Source organism: Phormidium yuhuli AB48 (assembly GCF_023983615.1).
GTDB classification, from domain to species: Bacteria; Cyanobacteriota; Cyanobacteriia; order Cyanobacteriales; family Geitlerinemataceae; genus Sodalinema; species Sodalinema yuhuli.
The window spans coordinates 1,732,549-1,751,198 of sequence record NZ_CP098611.1 but is presented as its reverse complement, the minus strand read 5'-3'; the positions used below and the strand labels follow the sequence as shown (position 1 = coordinate 1,751,198).

The window sequence follows — 18,650 nt, the reverse complement described above, 5'->3', positions numbered from 1 at the left end:
AGAGGGGAGGAGGGGAACCACGGAGTCACAGAGGACACGGGGCTGTAAGTTTGCGATCGCCCTAAAAAAATACCTCACCTAACACCTCATTTAAGTCTTGATTATAGGGTTTGTAAAACTCCGTCAACATATCCCGGATTTTGTCATCACTGGGAGGATAGGCACCGGTGTTATATTTGGGATAGTGAGCTAAGGACTGGCGTGGTAATCCCAGAAAATCCTGGACTTGTCCTAATGTGGCTTCTGGGTCTTCATAAAAGCGTTCACTCTTTAAAATCAAAAATCTCTCTCTCGGGATATGGGAAAACCAACGTTTGAGATGGTCTGCATAGAGTCCTCGCTCTAAGTAATTCTTGGGAACACCGGCATAGGGTGAATTGGGGCTGAGATTTTTTAGGTTTATCGTCAAGGCGTCTTCTAAGGGTAAGGATTCTTGATGGATTTTTCGCCAATGGTGATAATGAGAAATTGCTCGATCAACTGGATTTCGTAGTAAAATGATAAATTTGGTTGTGGGACAATAACGGGCTAAACGTTCGGGAGTCTCTGGAAAGTCAAAATAATTTGGGCAGGCTTCGCCAGTTTGGTAATCACCACCTGACTCAAGTTGAGGAAATTGGGCAAAATACCAATCAAGTCCCTGGTAAAATTTCCAAGACCAAAACTCAAGCTCCTTCCGCAATGGGGGTAGAATTTTAGGATGTTGAGTTAAATAGGCGTATAAAGAGCTGGTTCCTGCTTTTTGAACTCCGAGGATTATAAAATTGATGGTTCGTTTAGAGGCAGACTCAGGGGATTGTCCCATCGTGGCGATGGGGGATAGGGTACTGGTATCCGTTTGAGAATACATCAGCCTAACCCCGTTTTGATACGAGTTAATGGCAGCTTGGGTTTGATTCTGTAATGAGAGAGCATCCCCTAAGTTGATATAAACATTTAAAGAGTTTGGAAATTGGCTCAGGGTTACTTTGAATTTATGAATCGCTTCCTGGACTCTATTTTCTTGCTTTAAGGACTGCCAAAATAGAGGATAATAATACCAAGGAAAATCAGGATGTAAGGAAATACTTCTGAGGTAACGTTCAACCATCGCTGCGGAATCGCCCACCTGAAAAAAACAGGATGCTTGCTGATATAAGGTGTTAAAATTATCAGGTTCAAGGCTCAAAGAACGCTCATAAGCCTCAATCGCCTGATGCCATTCTTGGAGGCTCATAAACCACTCCCCCCACTGCTGATGTCGGCTGGCGGAATCCGTCTCGTGATTAGAGTGATACTGTAAACTGCGATGATAGTAAGCGATCGCCTGTTGAGGATGGCCCTGGTGCCGATAACAGTCCGAAAGATGTTGAAAAATCTCGGGGTTGTCCATGATAGTCGGAAAACAAAGAAGCAAGGTTCTCCTCATCGTACAGTGACCCCTACTGTTAATCCGTAAACTCGCTATTGCACCTTGCCATCGCGGAACCAAATAATGCGTTGGGTTCGTTCAGCTACTTCCGGTTCATGGGTGACCATAACAATGGTAATTCCTGACTCATTCAGTTGAGCAAAAATCCCCATGACTTCATCGGTTGTCTGGGTATCTAAGGCTCCCGTCGGTTCATCGGCCAATAACAAAACCGGACGATTGACAATGGCCCGGGCGATCGCCACCCGTTGCTGTTGTCCACCGGAGAGTTGAGTGGGTTTATTATGGAGGCGATCGCCTAACCCCACCCGCAGCAGAGCCTCAGTCGCTCGTTCCACCCGTTCTCCATGAGACACCCCGGCATAAATCATGGGTAACATGACATTCTCCAGGGCGCTAATCTGGGGTAAGAGATGAAATTGTTGAAAGACAAATCCTAACTTGCGATTGCGAACTTGGGCCAGATGGCGTTCATCAAATCCCGCCACATTGACCCCATCGAGATAATACTGACCGCGACTGGGGCGATCTAAACAGCCAATCACATTCATCGCCGTCGATTTCCCCGACCCCGACGGCCCCATAATGGCACAGTATTCCCCAGGATAAATACAAAAGCTCACCCCATCGAGAGCGCGAACTTCCGTATTGCCCGAACCATAGATTTTATAGATATCCTCAAAGCGAACTAAAGGGCGATCGCTCGACGGAGATAGGGGCAAAAGAGGACTCTCAACATCTGTAGTCATGACGCAATTCCGAACCGGTGACGATTCAGGGGTCTCAGGGGGCAACTAATCCACAAACAACATCCGCAACACCGAGGGAGTAAAGGGGTTCTCATCCGCTTGTAACATCTCAATCCAGTTTTGCCGTTGGAAGCGACGACCGTCATGATCCGTCTCACGGACGAAGGCCCGGAAATCATCGATCGCCCCCTCATAATCCCCCAGTAATGCCCGCGCTAAGCCGCGACTATCACGAATCTCCACATTATCCGGTTCCATCTCTACAGCCCGATTACAGGCTTTGAGAACCGCCTCAGCTTGGTTCCATAAACTGCCGTACCAACAAAGGAGATTCCAAGACTGAGCCCCCACTTCAAAATAGACACTTGACGCCTCAGCTTCATTATAAAGACTGACGGCTTCAATGACCTCTCCCCGCATCACCTTGCGCTCCGCTTCCGAGATTAACTCCGAGGCTCGACGTCGGCGACTGAGTTTAATCTCCGAGGATATCTCAACAGACGTCGCCGCGACGGAGGGGGGCAAATCCAGAATCAGACCCCCGGCGGCCAACATTAACGAACTGATAAAACCCGTCCAAGGTTTAACTGTCATCGTCACTACTCAACTCGCTCAACCTGTTGCAACCACTGTTTAATTTGCTGCTGCCAGCGGGCCGACGGCCCGCTATTATCTAAGACTAGGGTAGCCTGCTGACATTTTTCTGCCAGGGGCATCTGAGCCTCAAGGCGCGATCGCACCTGAGCTTCATCATAACCGTCACGCTGCCGCAATCGTGCCCTTTGTTGTTCTGGGGTACAGTAGACCACCCAAATTTCCGTCACTAAATCGGTCATCTGGGCTTCAAACAGCAGTGGAACCACTAACAGTAGCGGCGGCCAGGACGGGGCCTGGGCGATCGCCTCCCTAAACTGCTCACGAATCCAAGGATGAATCTGCTGTTCTAACCACTGTCGTTCCTGTTGCGCCTCAGAGGTGCCCGCAAAAATCCGCTCCCCCAAAGCGGCCCGATTCAGAGAGCCATCGCGATGCAACATCCCCTCACCGTAACGCTCCACAATGCGCGTTAAAACCCCTATCCCGGGACGAACCGCCTCTCGGGCTAAACTATCCGCATCGAGGAGGGGCCAATGGTATTCTCGCTCAAGATAGGTGGCGATCGTACTTTTGCCGCTGGCGATTCCCCCCGTTAAACCAATAACTGGGGTCACGGGTGCCATCACGAGAGAACCACCGTCAGGGAATCACCCACCGTTAACCCCAACAGCTCCTGAGCACTGCGTTGATAGGCCCCTAACTCCAACCAGCCATGACGAGAAGCAATGGCCACCACATCATTCTCCTTGGCACTCATATAACTGTCCCCCTGGGGAATCTGACGGGAGGCGGCCGCTACGTGCCAGGACTTGCCCGCCAAGTCATCGGAGGGGATATTGGTGATCAAATTACCAAAGCGATCGCAATATTGAATCACCCCCGAAACCTGCTGACCGTGCCATTGCGGGTCAGGTAACGACAAGCGAGTGAGACTCTTGGGATCGATGGCCACCCCCAAACGGTCCACCCGCACCCCCGTCGCCACATGAGCGCCAACCGTCGCAAAAATATCTCGTGCGTGGAACGTCTGACTGGGTTCAGGGGTGCGCCAATACTTCACCTCCGTCAACTCCACCGCCGCCAGAATCTTCTCCTGATGCTGCCGCAGCACCCCATCAAAAATGCCATTATCCGGACCAATCAAAAACCCATCTTCGAGTTGAATCGCCACCCCACGCCGTGACGTTCCCACCCCTGGATCAACGACCGCAATATGAACTGTCTCTTTGGGAAAGAAGGGATAGGCATTCGCTAAGCAAAACCGTGCGGCTAAAATATCCTGAGGGGGAATCTCATGGCTGATATCTGTGACAGCTAAGGAGGGTTCAATTTTGGCGATCGCCCCTTTGAGAATCCCCACATAGCCATCCCGTTCACCAAAATCCGTCAATAGGGTTAAATGTCGGCGGGAAAACATAAACGCTCCTCAATACAATAATTTCTCTACCCTCATCCTAGCGGGATATTGTCCGAGTCCAGCCTGCCTGCCCCGCCGAATCTCCCAGGGCGTTTAGGAGAACAACCCCCGTTTCCCATCCGGGAGGATGGTCCGCCAATTGGTTTTGGCGCTGGTTAACTGTTCCTGAGTCACCTTGGCGTTGGTGAGATTGGCCCCACAGAGATTTGCACCGGTTAAGTTGGCATAGCTTAAGTAAGCATTTGTCAAATCCGCACCTCGCAAATCGGCCCCACCTAAATTTGAATAACTCATAAAGGCATCACTGAGATCCGCATCTCGCAGATTGGCGTGATTCATTCCCGTCTGACTTAAATCCGCTTTATGTAAATTTGCGCCTCGTAGGTTGGTTTTGACAAGCTTACTTTCATTAAAATTTACCCCTTCTAGGGTTAACTCATGTAAATCGGCCCCACTCAAATTACAATTGGCAAAATCTCGCCGTCCTTTGAAATAGTCTCGTTTGAGAATCGCGACAGTAAGACGACCTCGGGCCGGGCTTGTGCCACCAAGCTGAGTAGAATTGAGTTGAGTCCGCTCTCGGGAGTTTTGGGAGAAGGAACTGCGTAGGCGACGTGGCGATCGCCGATGCAAGCGAGTATCCGCTAACCCCGTTGCATCGAGAGGCTCACTATCGGATAAATGGGTTCGCCAGGAGTCATCTGAATGACTCAACTCCGTCTGGGATAAACCTAACTCGGTTTGGGGTTCAGGAGCTTGGGCCCCCCATTGGGTCATCTCCTCCTCCGCTTCGAGGTAGGTTTGCTCTTGGGGCCGTTGAGGTTGTAGGGGAACGGAAGTGTCGAGGAACTCTGACTCTGAGGGTTGGTAATGTAAATCAGCCAAGACCTGTTCCGGTGACTGATATCGTTGTGAGAGCAACGGCTGTAACATCTTATCCAAGACGTAAGTCAGATTGGCGCCCACCTGGATATGATCGTGCCAGGTAATGGCTCCACTTAAAGGGTCATATCCTAAGCGACGGGGAGACTTCCCAGATAGTAAATAGAGACAGGTCGCTCCTAAGGCATAAATATCACTTGAGAACACCGGGTGCATCGCCATTTGTTCTGGGGGGGCAAATCCTGGGGTTCCAATAGCAAAGGAGGTATTCGGGGCTTGGTCATCATCAATTAACATGGCCGTATGGCTAACTTCGTCCTTCACGGCTCCAAAATCGATGAAGACTAAACGGCTATCAATACTGCGGCGGATCAGATTCGCCGGTTTAATATCCCGGTGAATGACCGATTGACTTTGGAAATACTTCAGCAGTTCCAGGGTTTCATCCAATACCGCCCGAACTTTAAACTCATCAAAGACGCCATAGCGTTTGACTTCTTGCTTTAAGGTCAGGCCCTTGACATATTCCTGAACCAGATAAAACTGACCGCCACTTTCAAAATAGTCCAGGAGTGAGGGAACCTGGGGATGGTTGCCAATTTTTCCCAGAGTCGCCGCCTCCCGCTCAAAGAGTTTGCGGGCGCGATCAATGACATTGGAGCTATTGGAGGCGACCCGCAATTGTTTAATGGCACAAACGGGCGCACCCGGTAGGGACACATTACGAGCGGCAAAGGTGGCACCAAACCCTCCTTGTCCTAAGACTTTGATCGCTCTGTAACGTCCGTGGAGTAGTAGTGGAGAGCCACAACTGACACATTGCTCAGCAGAGTCGTGGTTTTCAGGACTCGGACAGGCCGGATTAACGCAATAACTCATGGACAGTTGCTAGGATTCGCAATGAGGAACGGTAGGGGAAACGGAGAAACGAAACTTTCCCTGATGTCTAATCAAACTCCTATTTCCATTGTGACATCTCGCCTGCCGTGCCAGGACATGAATTGGAAAACCGGGTAGTTTTACGGATGGCCGCGAGACCTAGCCAACGGAAGACCCTATCCTAGGGTAACGAAAGCATCCCCTCTTCGGCGATCGCCATCCCGGAGATGTCAGCTAACACTGACTCAGATAGGGACATTTCTAAGGTTTCGCCTTTCTCTAGGGGAGCCGCCTCAAGGGGCTAACCGTTGTCAGTCCAGGTGCTCGACGGCCACCTTAACCTGGGGTTGACTGATCTCAATCCTGAACGCTGCGGGCGCTTCGGGGGCGATCGCTCCCCCGCCCTGATGGAACTGATCTAGAATAATGGTCGCAATCGGGGGGAAACAGCCAGAAACAAGGTCAAGCGATTCATAAAGGTGAAATGATGAGGGGTTTCCTCTGAGACTTAAGACAATTCTACCTGTAACAGCGCCAGAAGACCCCCATTAGGGCCGTTAGGCTTAACACCCGGAAGATTGGCGCTCAAGGAACAAGATGGCGCCAGGACATTTCTCTGCAAACAGCAAGACCATGTCGATGGTATCACGATCGCCTAGAGCAAGCGACGGTTCACGTAGAACAATCTTTGCCGAAACACAGCAACCACAAGGGGTTTCCCCTACCGGGCTTCTATCCTATCCATCCCAGCTATTGTCCATAAGCTAGCCAAAACGCAACAGGTGTCAGGCCCCTACGACCCCGCACCGTCTTAATCACGAAGCAGCCAAGGATGTCAACATTGATCCCAACTGTCAGAGGGGGATTTTGCTTTCCGGCAGCGTTCCAGATAAATTTTTGCTGCCTGATCGGTTGGATTTTGGGTCAAGCAATCTATAAATAAATCTTCAGCTTCCTGAATGTTATGACCCTGTAGATAGGCTAACCCCAGTTCAAATTGAGTGCGCGTTGCCGCTTTTCCAGTCCGCCCCGGTTCATTATCTGCATCAAAGACTTCAAACACAGATATCGGTTGAGTTTTGCCTTTGACTAATACCCGATCAATCAGACGAATCTGGTAATCAGAGCTATTGTTTAAGTTGATAAAGGTATCTTCAGAAATCAATAGGGATACCCCATAAACTTTCGTGAGTCCTTCTATCCGTGAGGCCAGATTAACAGCATCACTAATCGCCGTACTATTCATATGTCGTTCACCGCCGACGGTTCCCAACATTAGTTTTCCTGTATTAATGCCAATCCCAACTCTAATAGGTCTGCGTTCCGGTCGCTGCCGAGTTTGGTTATACTCATCTAAGTTTTTCAGCATAGTAATTGCTGCTTTTACGGCATCATCAGCACTTCCCCCAAATAAAGCCATAATTGCATCACCAATATACTTATCAATAAAGCCGCTATTATCTAAAATTGCCGGTTCCATTCGGGACAAGTAGCCGTTAATAAACCTAAAATTATCTTCAGGCTTCATGCCTTCACTCAATTTCGTGAAATCACGAATATCTGAGAACAAGATTGACATTTCTCGTTCAACCGTATCTCCTAATTCCACATCAATAATGCTAGATTTATCCAGGAATTGTAAAAATTCTTTAGGGACAAACTTCGCGTAAGCTAGGCTTAAATTTGATAAATCTAGATGAGTTCTCATTCGGGCTAAAAGCTCTCGCTTATTGACCGGTTTTGTTAAGTAATCATTAGCACCTTGCTGTAAGCCAGCAACAATATCCTCTGGACGGTCTTTTGCTGTTAACAATAAGATAGGCAACTCATGAGCGGGATAGATTTGCCGAATTTTGCGAGTGACTTCATAGCCGGTCATTTTAGGCATCATCACATCCAGGAGTACCAAATCAGGCCTAAAGCCCTCCTCAATCATTTCTAATGCGTCCACCCCATTTATCGCTTGGGTCACATTGTAATTTTCCAAAGACAGATGATTGACCAAGACCTGTAAGTTAATTTCTTCATCATCTACAATCAGAATATTAAACAGCTTCTGGGCGTCTTCATCACTGAGAACGGGTTGCGTCTCCCCAGACCGGGGCCGTTTGGTCTCAGATGAAAGATTTAAGGCTTCCTGAGGACTATTTTTCGGGGAAACCTGGACAATTGGTGTGACAACGGGATCTTCTTGACGTTGCCCTTCACGCCAATCCTCCTCCCAAGAGATATCCTCTACCACAGGAGAGGTTTTATTGGTCGCTGGGGCAGCATCCTCCGTTTCATGCTGGGCCTGGGTGGCCACGGGTAAACTAAAGGTAAACTGGGAGCCCTTACCAACAATCGACTGTAGGGTCACGGTTCCACCATGTAACTCAACCAACTGTTTCGTGACGGCTAATCCTAACCCAGTTCCACCATATTCACGAGCCGTAGACCCATCCCCCTGTTCAAATGAGGCAAAAATGGACTCATGTTTTTCCAGGGGAATCCCAATTCCGGTATCTGAAACTGTGATCAGTAAATATCCCTGAGATATATCTGCTGCCTCATCCTTGACGTTGAGATCAGACTCTGGGGAAGATGTCAAACTTAAGTCAAGCTCTGAGGATAGTTGGGGTTCTCGCTCGCAGGAATAAACCGCTGATATGCCCACGAAGCCTTCTTCGGTAAACTTGATGCCATTACCCACTAAATTATAAAGAATTTGTTGCAAGCGATTTTCATCGGCATACGCGAGGGGAAGCTGAGGAGAAATAGCATTAATCAGTTGCACATTCTTGCGAGACACCAGACTTTGACAGAGATTCAAGACGGCATCAACGGCTTCCCGGATTCCCACAGGTCTCGGTTTTAAGGTGATTTGCTTATGTCGAAGTTTGGAAAAATCGAGAATGTCATTGACCAGGGTATTGAGGCGGTAACAACTTTGGACAATCAAGTTAAGGTTATAGCGTTGTTGAGAGTTGAGGGGGCCAGCCACTTCATCGAGTAGGGATTCAGCAATGCCAATGGTTCCATTGAGGGGGGTGCGTAGTTCATGAGAGGTGTTGGCTAAAAACTCATCTTTGAGTTGGTCGAGCCGTTGCATCTGCTCATTTTTTCCTTGTAAGTCGCCAAAATACTGCTTAAGCTGACCCGCCATGCGCTGAAATGACCGGGCTAAGTCACCAATCTCGTCCTGACGTTTGAGGGGCAATTCATGCTCCCATTGTCCATCTGCAAGGGCTTGAGCTGACTCTTTCAGTTGTCGTAAGGGTAAGACAACCCAACGGGCCGTCAGCACTCCGATCGCGGTGGAGATGACTAATGCCAAGGCGCATAAGAAGATGGTGTTCCGTGTATTGACATGGATGCGCTCCATAAAGTCCCGTTCAGGAATGACCACCACAATTGACCAATTGAGCCCTAAATCATCCTCAAACGGTTGTATTTGCACCAATTTTCTCTCACCGTCAAGGTCGAAGCGATGACGTTGAGGGGTCTCTAGGCGGGAAAAGCCTCCCAAGCGGCTTAAGAGGTAACTAGCGGTCTCGCGAATCAGTGGACTTTGGCTTTCACTGGCGTAGAGGCGATCGGGATTCTCGTCATTTTGGGAAAATGGAGGTTCTGAGGTGGAGGTTGCAATGAGTTGTCCCTGGTGATCGACGATAAAGGTTTCTCCCGTTTGCCCCACCTCTAAACGGCCTAAGAACGTACTAATATCGAGCAGGGACAAGTCCACAGCGAAGACCCCGAGTAACCTTCCCTGGTCATCGTAAACCGGTTGTGCTGCTGGCAGGGCTAGATTTTTGTAAGGTGCTGCCCAGACGTAGACCTCTCCCCAACCCGGCGATCGCCCCCGGACGGCCCCCACATACCAGGGCCGAGTCAGGGCATCATAACCGGGAATTGCTGACAGTTGCTCCGTGGCCTGTCCGGTGTCATCGGTGGCATAGGTATAAAAGGTATCATCATCGGGAGCCCCACGGCCGGCTCGTCCGATGCGGGGTCGCTCGCCGGGGACTTGCTCCGCGCCACTAAACTCTCCCTGGGGATTGGCAAAATAAATATAGCTGATGGCCTCGAACAGGCGAATCTGTTGGGCAAAATGGCGATCGAGCTGCTCCAGATTGTCCAGGTCAAGGCTATTGAGCTGAACCGCCTGGATATTCATCTGATTGATTAAATGGGCCTGGGAGAGATAGCTATCAAGCCGTTCTTCAATGCGATGGCTAATTTCCCCCTGTAACTGCTGAGCGAGTTCATCCACGGCTCGCTGTCCATTGCGGAAGGCAAGATATCCAGTCAGTCCAACCGCTGCAAAGATTTGCAAGGCAAAGGGCACAATGAGAACGGTGCGTAGGGGTAATCGGTTAGACAAATCCTGTAAGAGGCGTTGGAGGACCATAGATTCAAGAATACCGCGACGGTAGATGTCACCGTCGTCTGACATGAGTAAGTTGCTAAGAATATCCGAGCTTTAAGAGATAGGGGTAAAATTCCCCTAATCCAGTTGCCTGATAACGACACGGCTTTAACAAAAAATCCACAATGAACATTTCCCAGACCCTTTCTCAACGAGTTGCTCAAGTCCCCGCCTCGATGACCCTAGTGATCGCAGCTAAGGGCAAGGCCATGCAAGCTGAGGGCATTGATGTCTGTAGCTTTAGTGCCGGCGAACCGGATTTCCCGACACCTCAGCATATTGTCGAGGCGGCGAAACGGGCCTTGGATGAGGGTAAAACTCGTTATGGTCCCGCAGCTGGTGAACTTCAGCTACGAGAGGCTATTGCCCAGAAGCTACAAACAGACAACCAATTGGATGTTAGCCCACAACAGATTCAAGTGACCAATGGTGGCAAACAGGCGATCTACAATGCCATCACCGCCTTGATCAACCCGGGCGATGAGGTGATTATTCCCGCTCCTTACTGGGTTAGTTATCCCGAGATGGTCAAACTGGCGGAGGGAGTCCCCGTGATTCTTCCTACCAGTGCTGAGAGTAACTACAAAATCACCCCGGAACAGCTTAAAGGGGCGATTACGGAGCGCACGAAACTGTTTGTTCTTAATTCTCCCTCAAACCCGACGGGAATGGTCTATAGTCCCGCAGAAATTCGTGCCCTGGCGCAGGTGGTCTTAGACCATAACCTATGGGTGCTCTCTGATGAGATCTATGAAAAACTCTTGTATGACGATGCGGAACACCTGAGCATTGGGTCAGTTTCACCGGAACTGGGCGATCGCACAATTACCTGTAGTGGGTTTGCCAAGGCTTATTCTATGACGGGTTGGCGCTTGGGCTATCTAGCCGCGCCCCTGCCCCTGATTAAAGCCACCAGTACCCTGCAAAGTCATAGCACCTCTAATGTCTGTACCTTTGCCCAATTTGGGGCAATCTCTGCTCTGAGGGACCCCAAGTCCCGCGATTGCATCGAACAGATGCGCCAAGCCTTCGACAAACGTCGCCAGTATATGTACGATCGCCTTAGCCAACTGCCGGGAACCAGCGTCGTCAAGCCCAAGGGTGCGTTTTATATGTACGTCAACATTAGCAAGTTAGGCCTTCCCTCCTACGAATTTTGTGAGCGTCTTTTGGAAGAGCACCATGTTGCGGCCATACCGGGGATCGCCTTTGGAACCGATGACTGTTTTCGTCTGTCATATGCGACAGACCTGGCCTCGGTGGAGAAGGGACTCGATCGCCTAGAAACCTTTGTGCAGGGGATCAACGGTTAATCAGCAAGGGGGCGAGATAGTGTTGGGGTGAACCGAGTTTGCTCTAAACCTCGTCTCGATGACCCCTTGCGTTAGCCCCAGTCCCGGTGTACTAGCCCTGGGTCAAGGTCCACCGTTATGGATTACGCAGATTTACGATTATGACCTCGTTCTTATTTAACCCCTTTGACCCCTCCCGCCACTCCCTGTTGCGTCTTCAACCCATTGAATCCAATCCCCCCAGGGCTGGGAATTCCCCGGAAACCCCCATGGGTGATGAGCCTATCGGACTCTCAACTCAGACCCCTGCCAACCCCGAAGATCCCCTCACCGGAATCCCCTCTCGGGTTGTAATTGGCAGTGAAGAGGATGATTTTATCTTCGGCTTTGAGGGGGATGATACCCTACTGGGGCTAGGGGGTAACGATGTCATCCTTGGGGGAGCTGGGGACAATATCATTAGTGGGGGTTCCGGTGATGATATTCTGCGAGGAGGCGCGGGCAATGATAGTCTGGTGGGCGGCTCTGGGGAGGATATTCTAGGGGGCGATGGAGGGCGTAACCGCTTGCGGGGAGGTGGGGGGAGTAATATCTTCCTACTCCAGCCCCAGCGGCAATTGCAGCTCAATTTAACCTCACTGGTCCCCCAATTTGCGGATTTTGAGCCTCAACGTTTCCCCCTTAATGACCTTAACCAACTCTTTAATAATCCCGCTGCCTTTGAAGCGGAACAACCGAATCTAATCGATGAGCGCGATCGCCTGATTAAGGCTGCCCTGGAGGAAACTCTAGAGCCAGGGGAAGATGCCCCAGAACGGGAGGTGATTATTGAAGATTTTGACCCTAGCCAAGACCGTCTGGGACTGATGGGGTCATTGCAGTTTGAGGACTTAGAGATTCACCCAGGGGCTGGGAATCGGTCAACGGTAGAGATTCGGGTGCGAGAGACGGGTGAAGTGCTGGCACGGCTACTGTCTGATGATCCCCAGTTGGCAGCGCAAATCAGCGAGGAAACCGTTGTCCGCTTGGATGAGGTGCAATTCACTCAGGAGCGGTTGCAACAGAATGAGGCAGGGGATCTACTCAAGGAGGTGACCCTGGAACGGAATCGCTCTAGTGGCAGTACCATTGCTGTGGCGGTGACCTCTCGCCTTGAAAATGGGGGAAACAGCGAGTCAGAGCGAGTTTGGGTCCTCTTTGGCCCCACGGAACGGGAGAGAACTGTACAAATTGTCCTGGATGAGTCTCTGGGGGGTCGGGCTTCAGAGGTGACCTTACAACTGGAAACCCCCCTGGGAGGGGCTAGTTTAGGACCTCAGGCTCAGGCGGTGTTGGAGCTGTTCCAACCGGAACCCGTTGAGCCAGACCCCATGATTGTGAATTTGCAACGGATTCGACCCCTAAGGGCCAATGATGACGCCCCCATTGAAGCCTTTGAGGTCACCCTGGTTCGCAGTGGCGATGTGACAAATAGGGCGGCGGTCACCCTGCAACTGAGTGATGGCCTGGATGATGGCAGTGAGTCGTTGCAGTCCTTGCGGGCTGAATTTGACGCCAACAGAGCCACAACAACGGTTCGCCTGCCTCTGGCCGCTGAGGCCGCCAACCGAGAACGGCTACGGTTTAGTTTGATAGACCCGAGTGCGGGTTTACGTTTGGGGAGCGATCGCGAAAGCTTTTTTAATTTGCTACCTGCCCCCACGGACCCGGCCTTCCTCTCCTTTGCTGAGTCCATCTTTCAGGGGTCGGAGGATGGCACGCCAATGATAGAGGTGGTGCTAGTCCGGGCTGGCAATCTTGAGCAAGCCTCACGGGCAACCATTGCCGTGAGTGAGGGGACTTTAGCCCTGCCTGACAGCTTTGATGAGCGCTTGATTCCGGTGAGCTTTGAGCCGGGAGAACAGCAGAAGACCATCACCATCAGCGGCGTGCAACAGGCTGACCTGGAGGCTCCAGGAACGGTGAATTTAAGTTTGAGTAATCCCAGCGAGGGAACGGAGTTAATTCGACCCCGAACGGCGATTTTAGAGGTGTTTCCCCTGGAGCCGCTGCCGCCGGATATCCCAGCCCCCCTACCCCCACCTCCTCCAGAACTGGGGTCACCGGGAGAAATTATTTTTGCCTCAGCTAACTATTTTGTAGAGGAGGATGGCAATGAGTTTGCTGAGATTTCCTTACAGCGACTGAATGGCAGTCAGGGAGAGGTGGGTGTGACGGTGATTCCCTTTAGTCAGACCGCTGTGGCCCCGGGAGATTTTGATGATACCCCCATTCCCGTAACCTTTGCCGATGGACAAACGGAGCAGGTGGTGCGTTTGCCGATTGTGGATGATAGTCTCATCGAACCCCCAGAAACCCTGGGGTTAGTCCTGGTCAATCCGACTAATGGAGCTAGTTTAGGGGCGCAGGGCTCAGCCACCCTGACGATTGCCCCAAGTAATGTGCCGGCTCTGTTTTCCTTTGAGGGGGTGGGACATCTCAACCCCGTCGCCGATTTCTATGGGGCTCAGGGGGTGCGATTTTCTGACAATGCCTTGGCCCTGTTCAGTGCGCGCGGGTTGCGTGAGATGGGTGTACGAGATGGGCTTGGGGGCAATTTTGAAACAGCCCCAAGTGGCCAAACGGCGGTATCTTATAACCAGGGCGATCGCCTCTGGTTTAGCGTTCAAGAGGGCTTTGCGGGTCAGGTGTCCTTTGCCTATGCCTCCCCCTTCCAAGAGCATCAGGTGACGGTATTCTCAGGTCCCGACGGCAGTGGTGAGGTGTTAGCGCAGCTGAGTTTGGCGGAAACGCCCCGGGGGGAATTTCCCCGGGTCTATGATGTCTTTGAGACGGTAACCCTGCCCTTTGCTGGGGTGGCCCGCTCTGTGGCTATTGGTAGTGCTGCCAATAAGATTCTCATTGATGATATTGTCGTGGGCTAGATGCCCGGTGCGATCGCCCTGACGGGCCCTCTCGGGTCTATCTTTCCCAAAGGCATCGTAACTCTAGGTCTGAATGCTAAAATTCAAGAGGACGCGGGTTTTGCAGCAATTCGGCTGTCATCCGTCGTCCTCAATGTTTTTCTGGGCGTCTGTTCCGGCTGTGTTAGGGTTGGTCTTCAACCTGATGGCAGTTCCAGCGGCGACGTTCCTTAGACTGGCGATTTTCTCCCCAACTTTCATGCAAAGCGAAGCCTTTAGCGAGCTATTTCCTCTGTTTAATGCAGCCAATCCAGAAACCGTTGATTGGCTCTTATCCGTAGCCGATGAACATGAATATCCTCCCAATCGAGCGGTGTTAATGGAGGATGCTTGGGGAAATGCAGTATATTTTCTGGTCTCGGGTTGGGTGAAAGTGCGCCGCCTCTCGGGAGAGGATGCAGTGACGCTGGCGATTTTAGGACGGGGTGACTTTTTTGGTGAGATGGCAATTTTAGATGAGTCCCCTCGTTCTAGTGATGCGATCGCCATTAGCCAAGTCACTCTCCTGAGCGTCTCAGCCCAACGCTTTATCCAAACCCTGTTTAAAGATGTGCAACTTCATCACCGAATGCTGCAACTGATGGTCCGTCGACTGCGTCAAACCAATGTCCGCTTTCAATTGCGCAACCGCCCCCCCGCCATTAAGTTAGCCAAAACCCTGGTCTCCTTGGGGGAAAACTATGGTGAAGTGACCGATCGCGGAACCCGAATTTATAATCTGGACCCCAAGGATTTAGCCAATGTCTCGGATATTAGCCCAGAAGACTCCCAAAAGCTGCTGGGGAAGTTAGTGAGTAAACATTGGATTGAGATTGATGAAGCGGATGAGAGTCTGTATCTTCTCAATCTCAAGCAACTCGCTCATCTGGCTGGCCATATGGGCTAAGCTGGCTAGAGGAGAGGGTGCTGGTCGCAGTGGAAGGGATCCGCTAAACTAGCGGTTAACTTCGGCGGGGCCCCATGCGATCGCACAAGTTTGGCTCTGTTGTCTGCTGCCATCCCTACTCACATCTTCAACTATGTCAAACGCTCATCCTTCTACGAGTCCTGCGGAAGTCTCCACACCGGCCCAGCGAGACTCCCCTGGCCGGGGCCGTAAACCGATTTTAGAAGTGCTGGAAATTGCGTCCCTAGCGGCCTCTGGGGTCGGTATCGGCATGGCCCTGGTGACGCAACAGCTATTTCATGCTGTGGTTCCCATTACCGTCTCGATGTCATTCGGAGTTGTAAATCGCCAACGCTTTCACCGGCGAATGCAGCAGCAGTACCAAGAGGCGGTCACTCAACTCTATGAGACGTTACAGGTTTTACCTGAGCCTGTGGAATTAGATCCAGTCTTGCAACGGGTCTTACATCTCGAACAGCATCAGCAGAGGATGAGCAATCAGCTAGAACATGTTAACCGAGAGCTTCGTAACCAGAATAACGTTCCCCAAATTAACGCCCTACAGCAGCAAATGACAAGCCTGCAAGAGGACTTACAGCAGATGCAGGCCTATGTTCAGGAACAACGGCAACGGGAACAACAACTGATGGGGCAAATTCAGCAATTACAGGGTTGGTATGAGAACCTAAGCAGCCCCCAACAAGCTACAGAATACAAACGGGCGGAACATGCGATCGCCCTGCTGCATCGAGAACTAGCAGTGATTAAAGGACGCCTAGCCCCCCTAGAAAACCAAGATATTCAACAGGTTCAGGCTAACATCCGTCAGTTGCAAGCCTATCTCCAAGAACTCACGAACGGCGTTACCCCTCTGCGACGACGACAACGGGACATGGTTCGCCGTTTGTTTCCCCGCATGATTCACCTCATCAACGACTTACGCCAGCCCGATAGCTATTCCCTCACCACTCCAGCTCGCTCAACCAAGGACAGCGGCCAAGTTGCTAAGGCGATCGCCCAACGGCCTGCCCCACCCACCCCCAACCACACCCTACGCAAAGGCCCCCTAACCCCCAAGCCAGAACCGCCCCCCCGGCCCACCTGGCAAACTCAAGCGGAAATTCTACGACAACGGGCCCATCAACGACAGCAACAACAACATCAAGGAGATTCTCAACTACCGTGGTAAGACCCCCAAGTTCAGATTGACCTTGGCGTCCCGACTCTAATTTTTGTGAATTTATGGGGATGACCATCAATCTACGGGGGAAATATGGGACAATAACCGGCCGGCTCAATTGACATCTGGGGGGAGCGTATGGCAGCGATCGTACAAAAATATGGCGGCACATCTGTTGGCTCGGTGGAGCGTTTGCAAGCGGTGGCTCAACGGGTTGCCAAGACGGCCAAAACCGGGCAACCTGTGGTCGTGGTGGTTTCGGCCATGGGCAAGACCACTGATAGCCTGGTGCAGTTAGCGACGGACATCTCCTCCAATCCCTGCCGTCGTGAGATGGATATGTTGCTGTCAACAGGGGAACAGGTGTCCATCGCTCTGTTGAGTTTGGCCCTTCAGGAATTGGGACAACCGGCTATCTCCATGACTGGGGCCCAGGTGGGAATTGTCACGGAAGCTGAACATAGTCGGGCCCGGATTCTTCAGATTCAAACCAATCGCCTACAACGACATCTTGAAGATGGCAAGGTGGTCGTGGTTGCCGGATTTCAGGGCATCGCTCAAGGGGATGATTTAGAAATTACCACCCTGGGACGTGGCGGCTCCGATACCTCAGCGGTGGCTCTGGCGGCGGCTCTAAATGCCGATCGCTGTGAAATCTATACGGATGTCCCCGGTATCCTGACCACAGACCCCCGTTTGGTTCCTGAGGCGCAGCTGATGCCGGAAATCACCTGTGATGAGATGCTGGAGTTAGCCAGTTTGGGGGCAAAGGTACTCCATCCCCGAGCGGTGGAAATTGCCCGCAATTATGGCGTTACTCTGGTGGTTCGCTCCAGTTGGACGGACGACCCTGGAACCCGTGTGATTGCCCCGCCTCGACAACCCCGGCAATTGAAGGGGTTGGAATTGGTTCATCCAGTTGATGCGGTGGAATTTGATGCAGACCAGGCTAAGGTAGCTCTATTACGAGTGCCCGATCGCCCAGGAATTGCGGCGACCCTCTTTGGTGAAATTGGCCGCCAACAGGTGGATGTGGATTTGATTGTCCAGTCGATTCATGAAGGCAACACCAATGATATTGCCTTCACGGTGACGAAGGAGATGTTAACCCGGGCTGAGTCGGTCTCCCAGGCGGTGATTCCAGCCCTAACGGGGTCGAATTCAAATCTGGATACGGATGTCTTAATTGACCCACAAATCGCCAAGGTCAGCATTGTGGGTGCTGGGATGATTGGGCGGCCGGGGGTGGCGGCTGAGATGTTCTCGGCGTTAGGAGCGGCCGGGGTGAATATTCAAATGATTTCCACCAGTGAGGTAAAAGTCAGTTGTGTGGTGGCGGCGGAAGATGGCGATCGGGCGATCGCTTCTCTGTGCAAGGCGTTTGATGTCCATCCCTCCACGGTTCGGGACGAGCAATCAATCGGCACCGATGGCAAGTCTCGCGAACTCAACCCCATCGTGCGCGGGGTTGCCCTAGACCAAAACCAGGCCCGTTTAGCTATTCTACAAGTTCCCGATCAAGCGGGACGAGCCGCTAAAATTTTCCAACATCTGGCAGATAAAAATATCAGTGTGGATATGATTATCCAGTCCCAACGCTGTCATATTGTCGGAGACTGTCCCCGACGAGATATTGCCTTTACCATCGCCCAAACCGATGTAGCTGCCGCAGAAGCCCTTTTAAAGCCGCTCTTAGCGACGTTAGACTGTGGCTCTCTAGCCGTCGATCCGGCGATCGCCAAAGTGAGCATTGTGGGGTCTGGTATGATTGGCCAGCCGGGAGTTGCCGCCAAAATGTTCGCCTCCCTGGCCCAAAATGGCATCAACATCGAAACCATTGCCACCTCAGAAATCAAAATCAGTTGCGTCATCCCCGAAGCCGATGGCATCAAAGCCCTCAAAGCGATTCACAAGGCTTTCGAGTTAGGAACCCCCCAAACAGCCTAAGTCCTAGCAAAATGAGGGTGACCCCCCCATCTCCCAGAA

Annotated in this window: 12 protein-coding genes; 5 read left to right on the top strand and 7 right to left on the bottom strand. The window is 51.5% G+C overall.

The annotated features are described in order from the left end of the window. Positions 1-61 precede the first annotated feature (61 nt). From NEA10_RS07555 to NEA10_RS07525, 7 genes are all read right to left on the bottom strand, one after another. Positions 62-1,372, bottom strand: coding sequence for a tetratricopeptide repeat-containing sulfotransferase family protein (locus NEA10_RS07555; RefSeq protein WP_252664715.1), 1,311 nt, complete (start codon positions 1,370-1,372; stop codon positions 62-64). A 71-nt stretch (positions 1,373-1,443) separates the two neighbouring features. After that, positions 1,444-2,160 (bottom strand): ABC transporter ATP-binding protein, encoded by a 717-nt coding sequence (locus NEA10_RS07550; protein ID WP_252664714.1) that lies wholly within the window; start codon positions 2,158-2,160, stop codon positions 1,444-1,446. Positions 2,161-2,205: 45 nt separating this feature from the next. Then, positions 2,206-2,754: a tetratricopeptide repeat protein gene (locus NEA10_RS07545; RefSeq protein ID WP_252664713.1), complete on the bottom strand. Its 549-nt coding sequence runs from the start codon at positions 2,752-2,754 to the stop codon at positions 2,206-2,208. A 5-nt stretch (positions 2,755-2,759) separates the two neighbouring features. Then, positions 2,760-3,380, bottom strand: coding sequence for a dephospho-CoA kinase (gene coaE, locus NEA10_RS07540; RefSeq protein WP_374111858.1), 621 nt, complete (start codon positions 3,378-3,380; stop codon positions 2,760-2,762). Next, the gene (locus tag NEA10_RS07535) at positions 3,380-4,174 is read right to left on the bottom strand and encodes an SAM hydrolase/SAM-dependent halogenase family protein (protein ID WP_252664711.1); all 795 of its coding nucleotides are present in this window, start codon (positions 4,172-4,174) and stop codon (positions 3,380-3,382) included. Before NEA10_RS07535 ends, coaE begins: the two co-directional genes overlap by 1 nt. A 93-nt stretch (positions 4,175-4,267) precedes the next feature. Further along, complete coding sequence (locus tag NEA10_RS07530; protein WP_252664710.1) at positions 4,268-5,935, bottom strand: serine/threonine-protein kinase; 1,668 nt, start codon at positions 5,933-5,935, stop codon at positions 4,268-4,270. 835 nt (positions 5,936-6,770) lie between these two features. Further along, complete coding sequence (locus tag NEA10_RS07525; RefSeq protein WP_252664709.1) at positions 6,771-10,370, bottom strand: response regulator; 3,600 nt, start codon at positions 10,368-10,370, stop codon at positions 6,771-6,773. A 98-nt stretch (positions 10,371-10,468) separates the two neighbouring features. Between NEA10_RS07525 and NEA10_RS07520 the strand changes: the two genes are divergently transcribed. The 5 genes from NEA10_RS07520 (at position 10,469) to NEA10_RS07500 (ending at position 18,611) form a co-directional block, all read left to right on the top strand. Then, positions 10,469-11,656: a pyridoxal phosphate-dependent aminotransferase gene (locus NEA10_RS07520; RefSeq protein WP_252664708.1), complete on the top strand. Its 1,188-nt coding sequence runs from the start codon at positions 10,469-10,471 to the stop codon at positions 11,654-11,656. Between the two features lie 140 nt (positions 11,657-11,796). Continuing rightward, on the top strand, positions 11,797-14,559 hold the full coding sequence (locus NEA10_RS07515; RefSeq protein ID WP_252664707.1) for a Calx-beta domain-containing protein: 2,763 nt from the start codon (positions 11,797-11,799) through the stop codon (positions 14,557-14,559). 238 nt (positions 14,560-14,797) lie between these two features. Continuing rightward, positions 14,798-15,484 (top strand): Crp/Fnr family transcriptional regulator, encoded by a 687-nt coding sequence (locus NEA10_RS07510; RefSeq protein WP_252665313.1) that lies wholly within the window; start codon positions 14,798-14,800, stop codon positions 15,482-15,484. 133 nt (positions 15,485-15,617) lie between these two features. Then, positions 15,618-16,673 (top strand): hypothetical protein, encoded by a 1,056-nt coding sequence (locus NEA10_RS07505; RefSeq protein ID WP_252664706.1) that lies wholly within the window; start codon positions 15,618-15,620, stop codon positions 16,671-16,673. 129 nt (positions 16,674-16,802) lie between these two features. Next, entirely contained in the window at positions 16,803-18,611 is a 1,809-nt protein-coding gene (locus NEA10_RS07500; protein WP_252664705.1) for an aspartate kinase, read from the top strand. The last annotated feature ends 39 nt before the right edge of the window (positions 18,612-18,650 follow it).

Excerpts from the sequence above, each read along its gene's own strand:
- NEA10_RS07535 (WP_252664711.1), bottom strand. The coding sequence starts at position 4,174 with ATGTTTTCCCGCCGACATTTAACCCTATTGACGGATTTTGGTGAACGG.
- coaE (WP_374111858.1), bottom strand. The coding sequence starts at position 3,380 with ATGGCACCCGTGACCCCAGTTATTGGTTTAACGGGGGGAATCGCCAGC.
- NEA10_RS07545 (WP_252664713.1), bottom strand. The coding sequence starts at position 2,754 with ATGACAGTTAAACCTTGGACGGGTTTTATCAGTTCGTTAATGTTGGCC.
- NEA10_RS07525 (WP_252664709.1), bottom strand. The coding sequence starts at position 10,370 with ATGTCAGACGACGGTGACATCTACCGTCGCGGTATTCTTGAATCTATG.
- NEA10_RS07500 (WP_252664705.1), top strand. The coding sequence starts at position 16,803 with ATGGCAGCGATCGTACAAAAATATGGCGGCACATCTGTTGGCTCGGTG.
- NEA10_RS07515 (WP_252664707.1), top strand. The coding sequence starts at position 11,797 with ATGACCTCGTTCTTATTTAACCCCTTTGACCCCTCCCGCCACTCCCTG.
- NEA10_RS07555 (WP_252664715.1), bottom strand. The coding sequence starts at position 1,372 with ATGGACAACCCCGAGATTTTTCAACATCTTTCGGACTGTTATCGGCAC.
- NEA10_RS07510 (WP_252665313.1), top strand. The coding sequence starts at position 14,798 with ATGCAAAGCGAAGCCTTTAGCGAGCTATTTCCTCTGTTTAATGCAGCC.
- NEA10_RS07530 (WP_252664710.1), bottom strand. The coding sequence starts at position 5,935 with ATGAGTTATTGCGTTAATCCGGCCTGTCCGAGTCCTGAAAACCACGAC.
- NEA10_RS07505 (WP_252664706.1), top strand. The coding sequence starts at position 15,618 with ATGTCAAACGCTCATCCTTCTACGAGTCCTGCGGAAGTCTCCACACCG.
- NEA10_RS07550 (WP_252664714.1), bottom strand. The coding sequence starts at position 2,160 with ATGACTACAGATGTTGAGAGTCCTCTTTTGCCCCTATCTCCGTCGAGC.
- NEA10_RS07520 (WP_252664708.1), top strand. The coding sequence starts at position 10,469 with ATGAACATTTCCCAGACCCTTTCTCAACGAGTTGCTCAAGTCCCCGCC.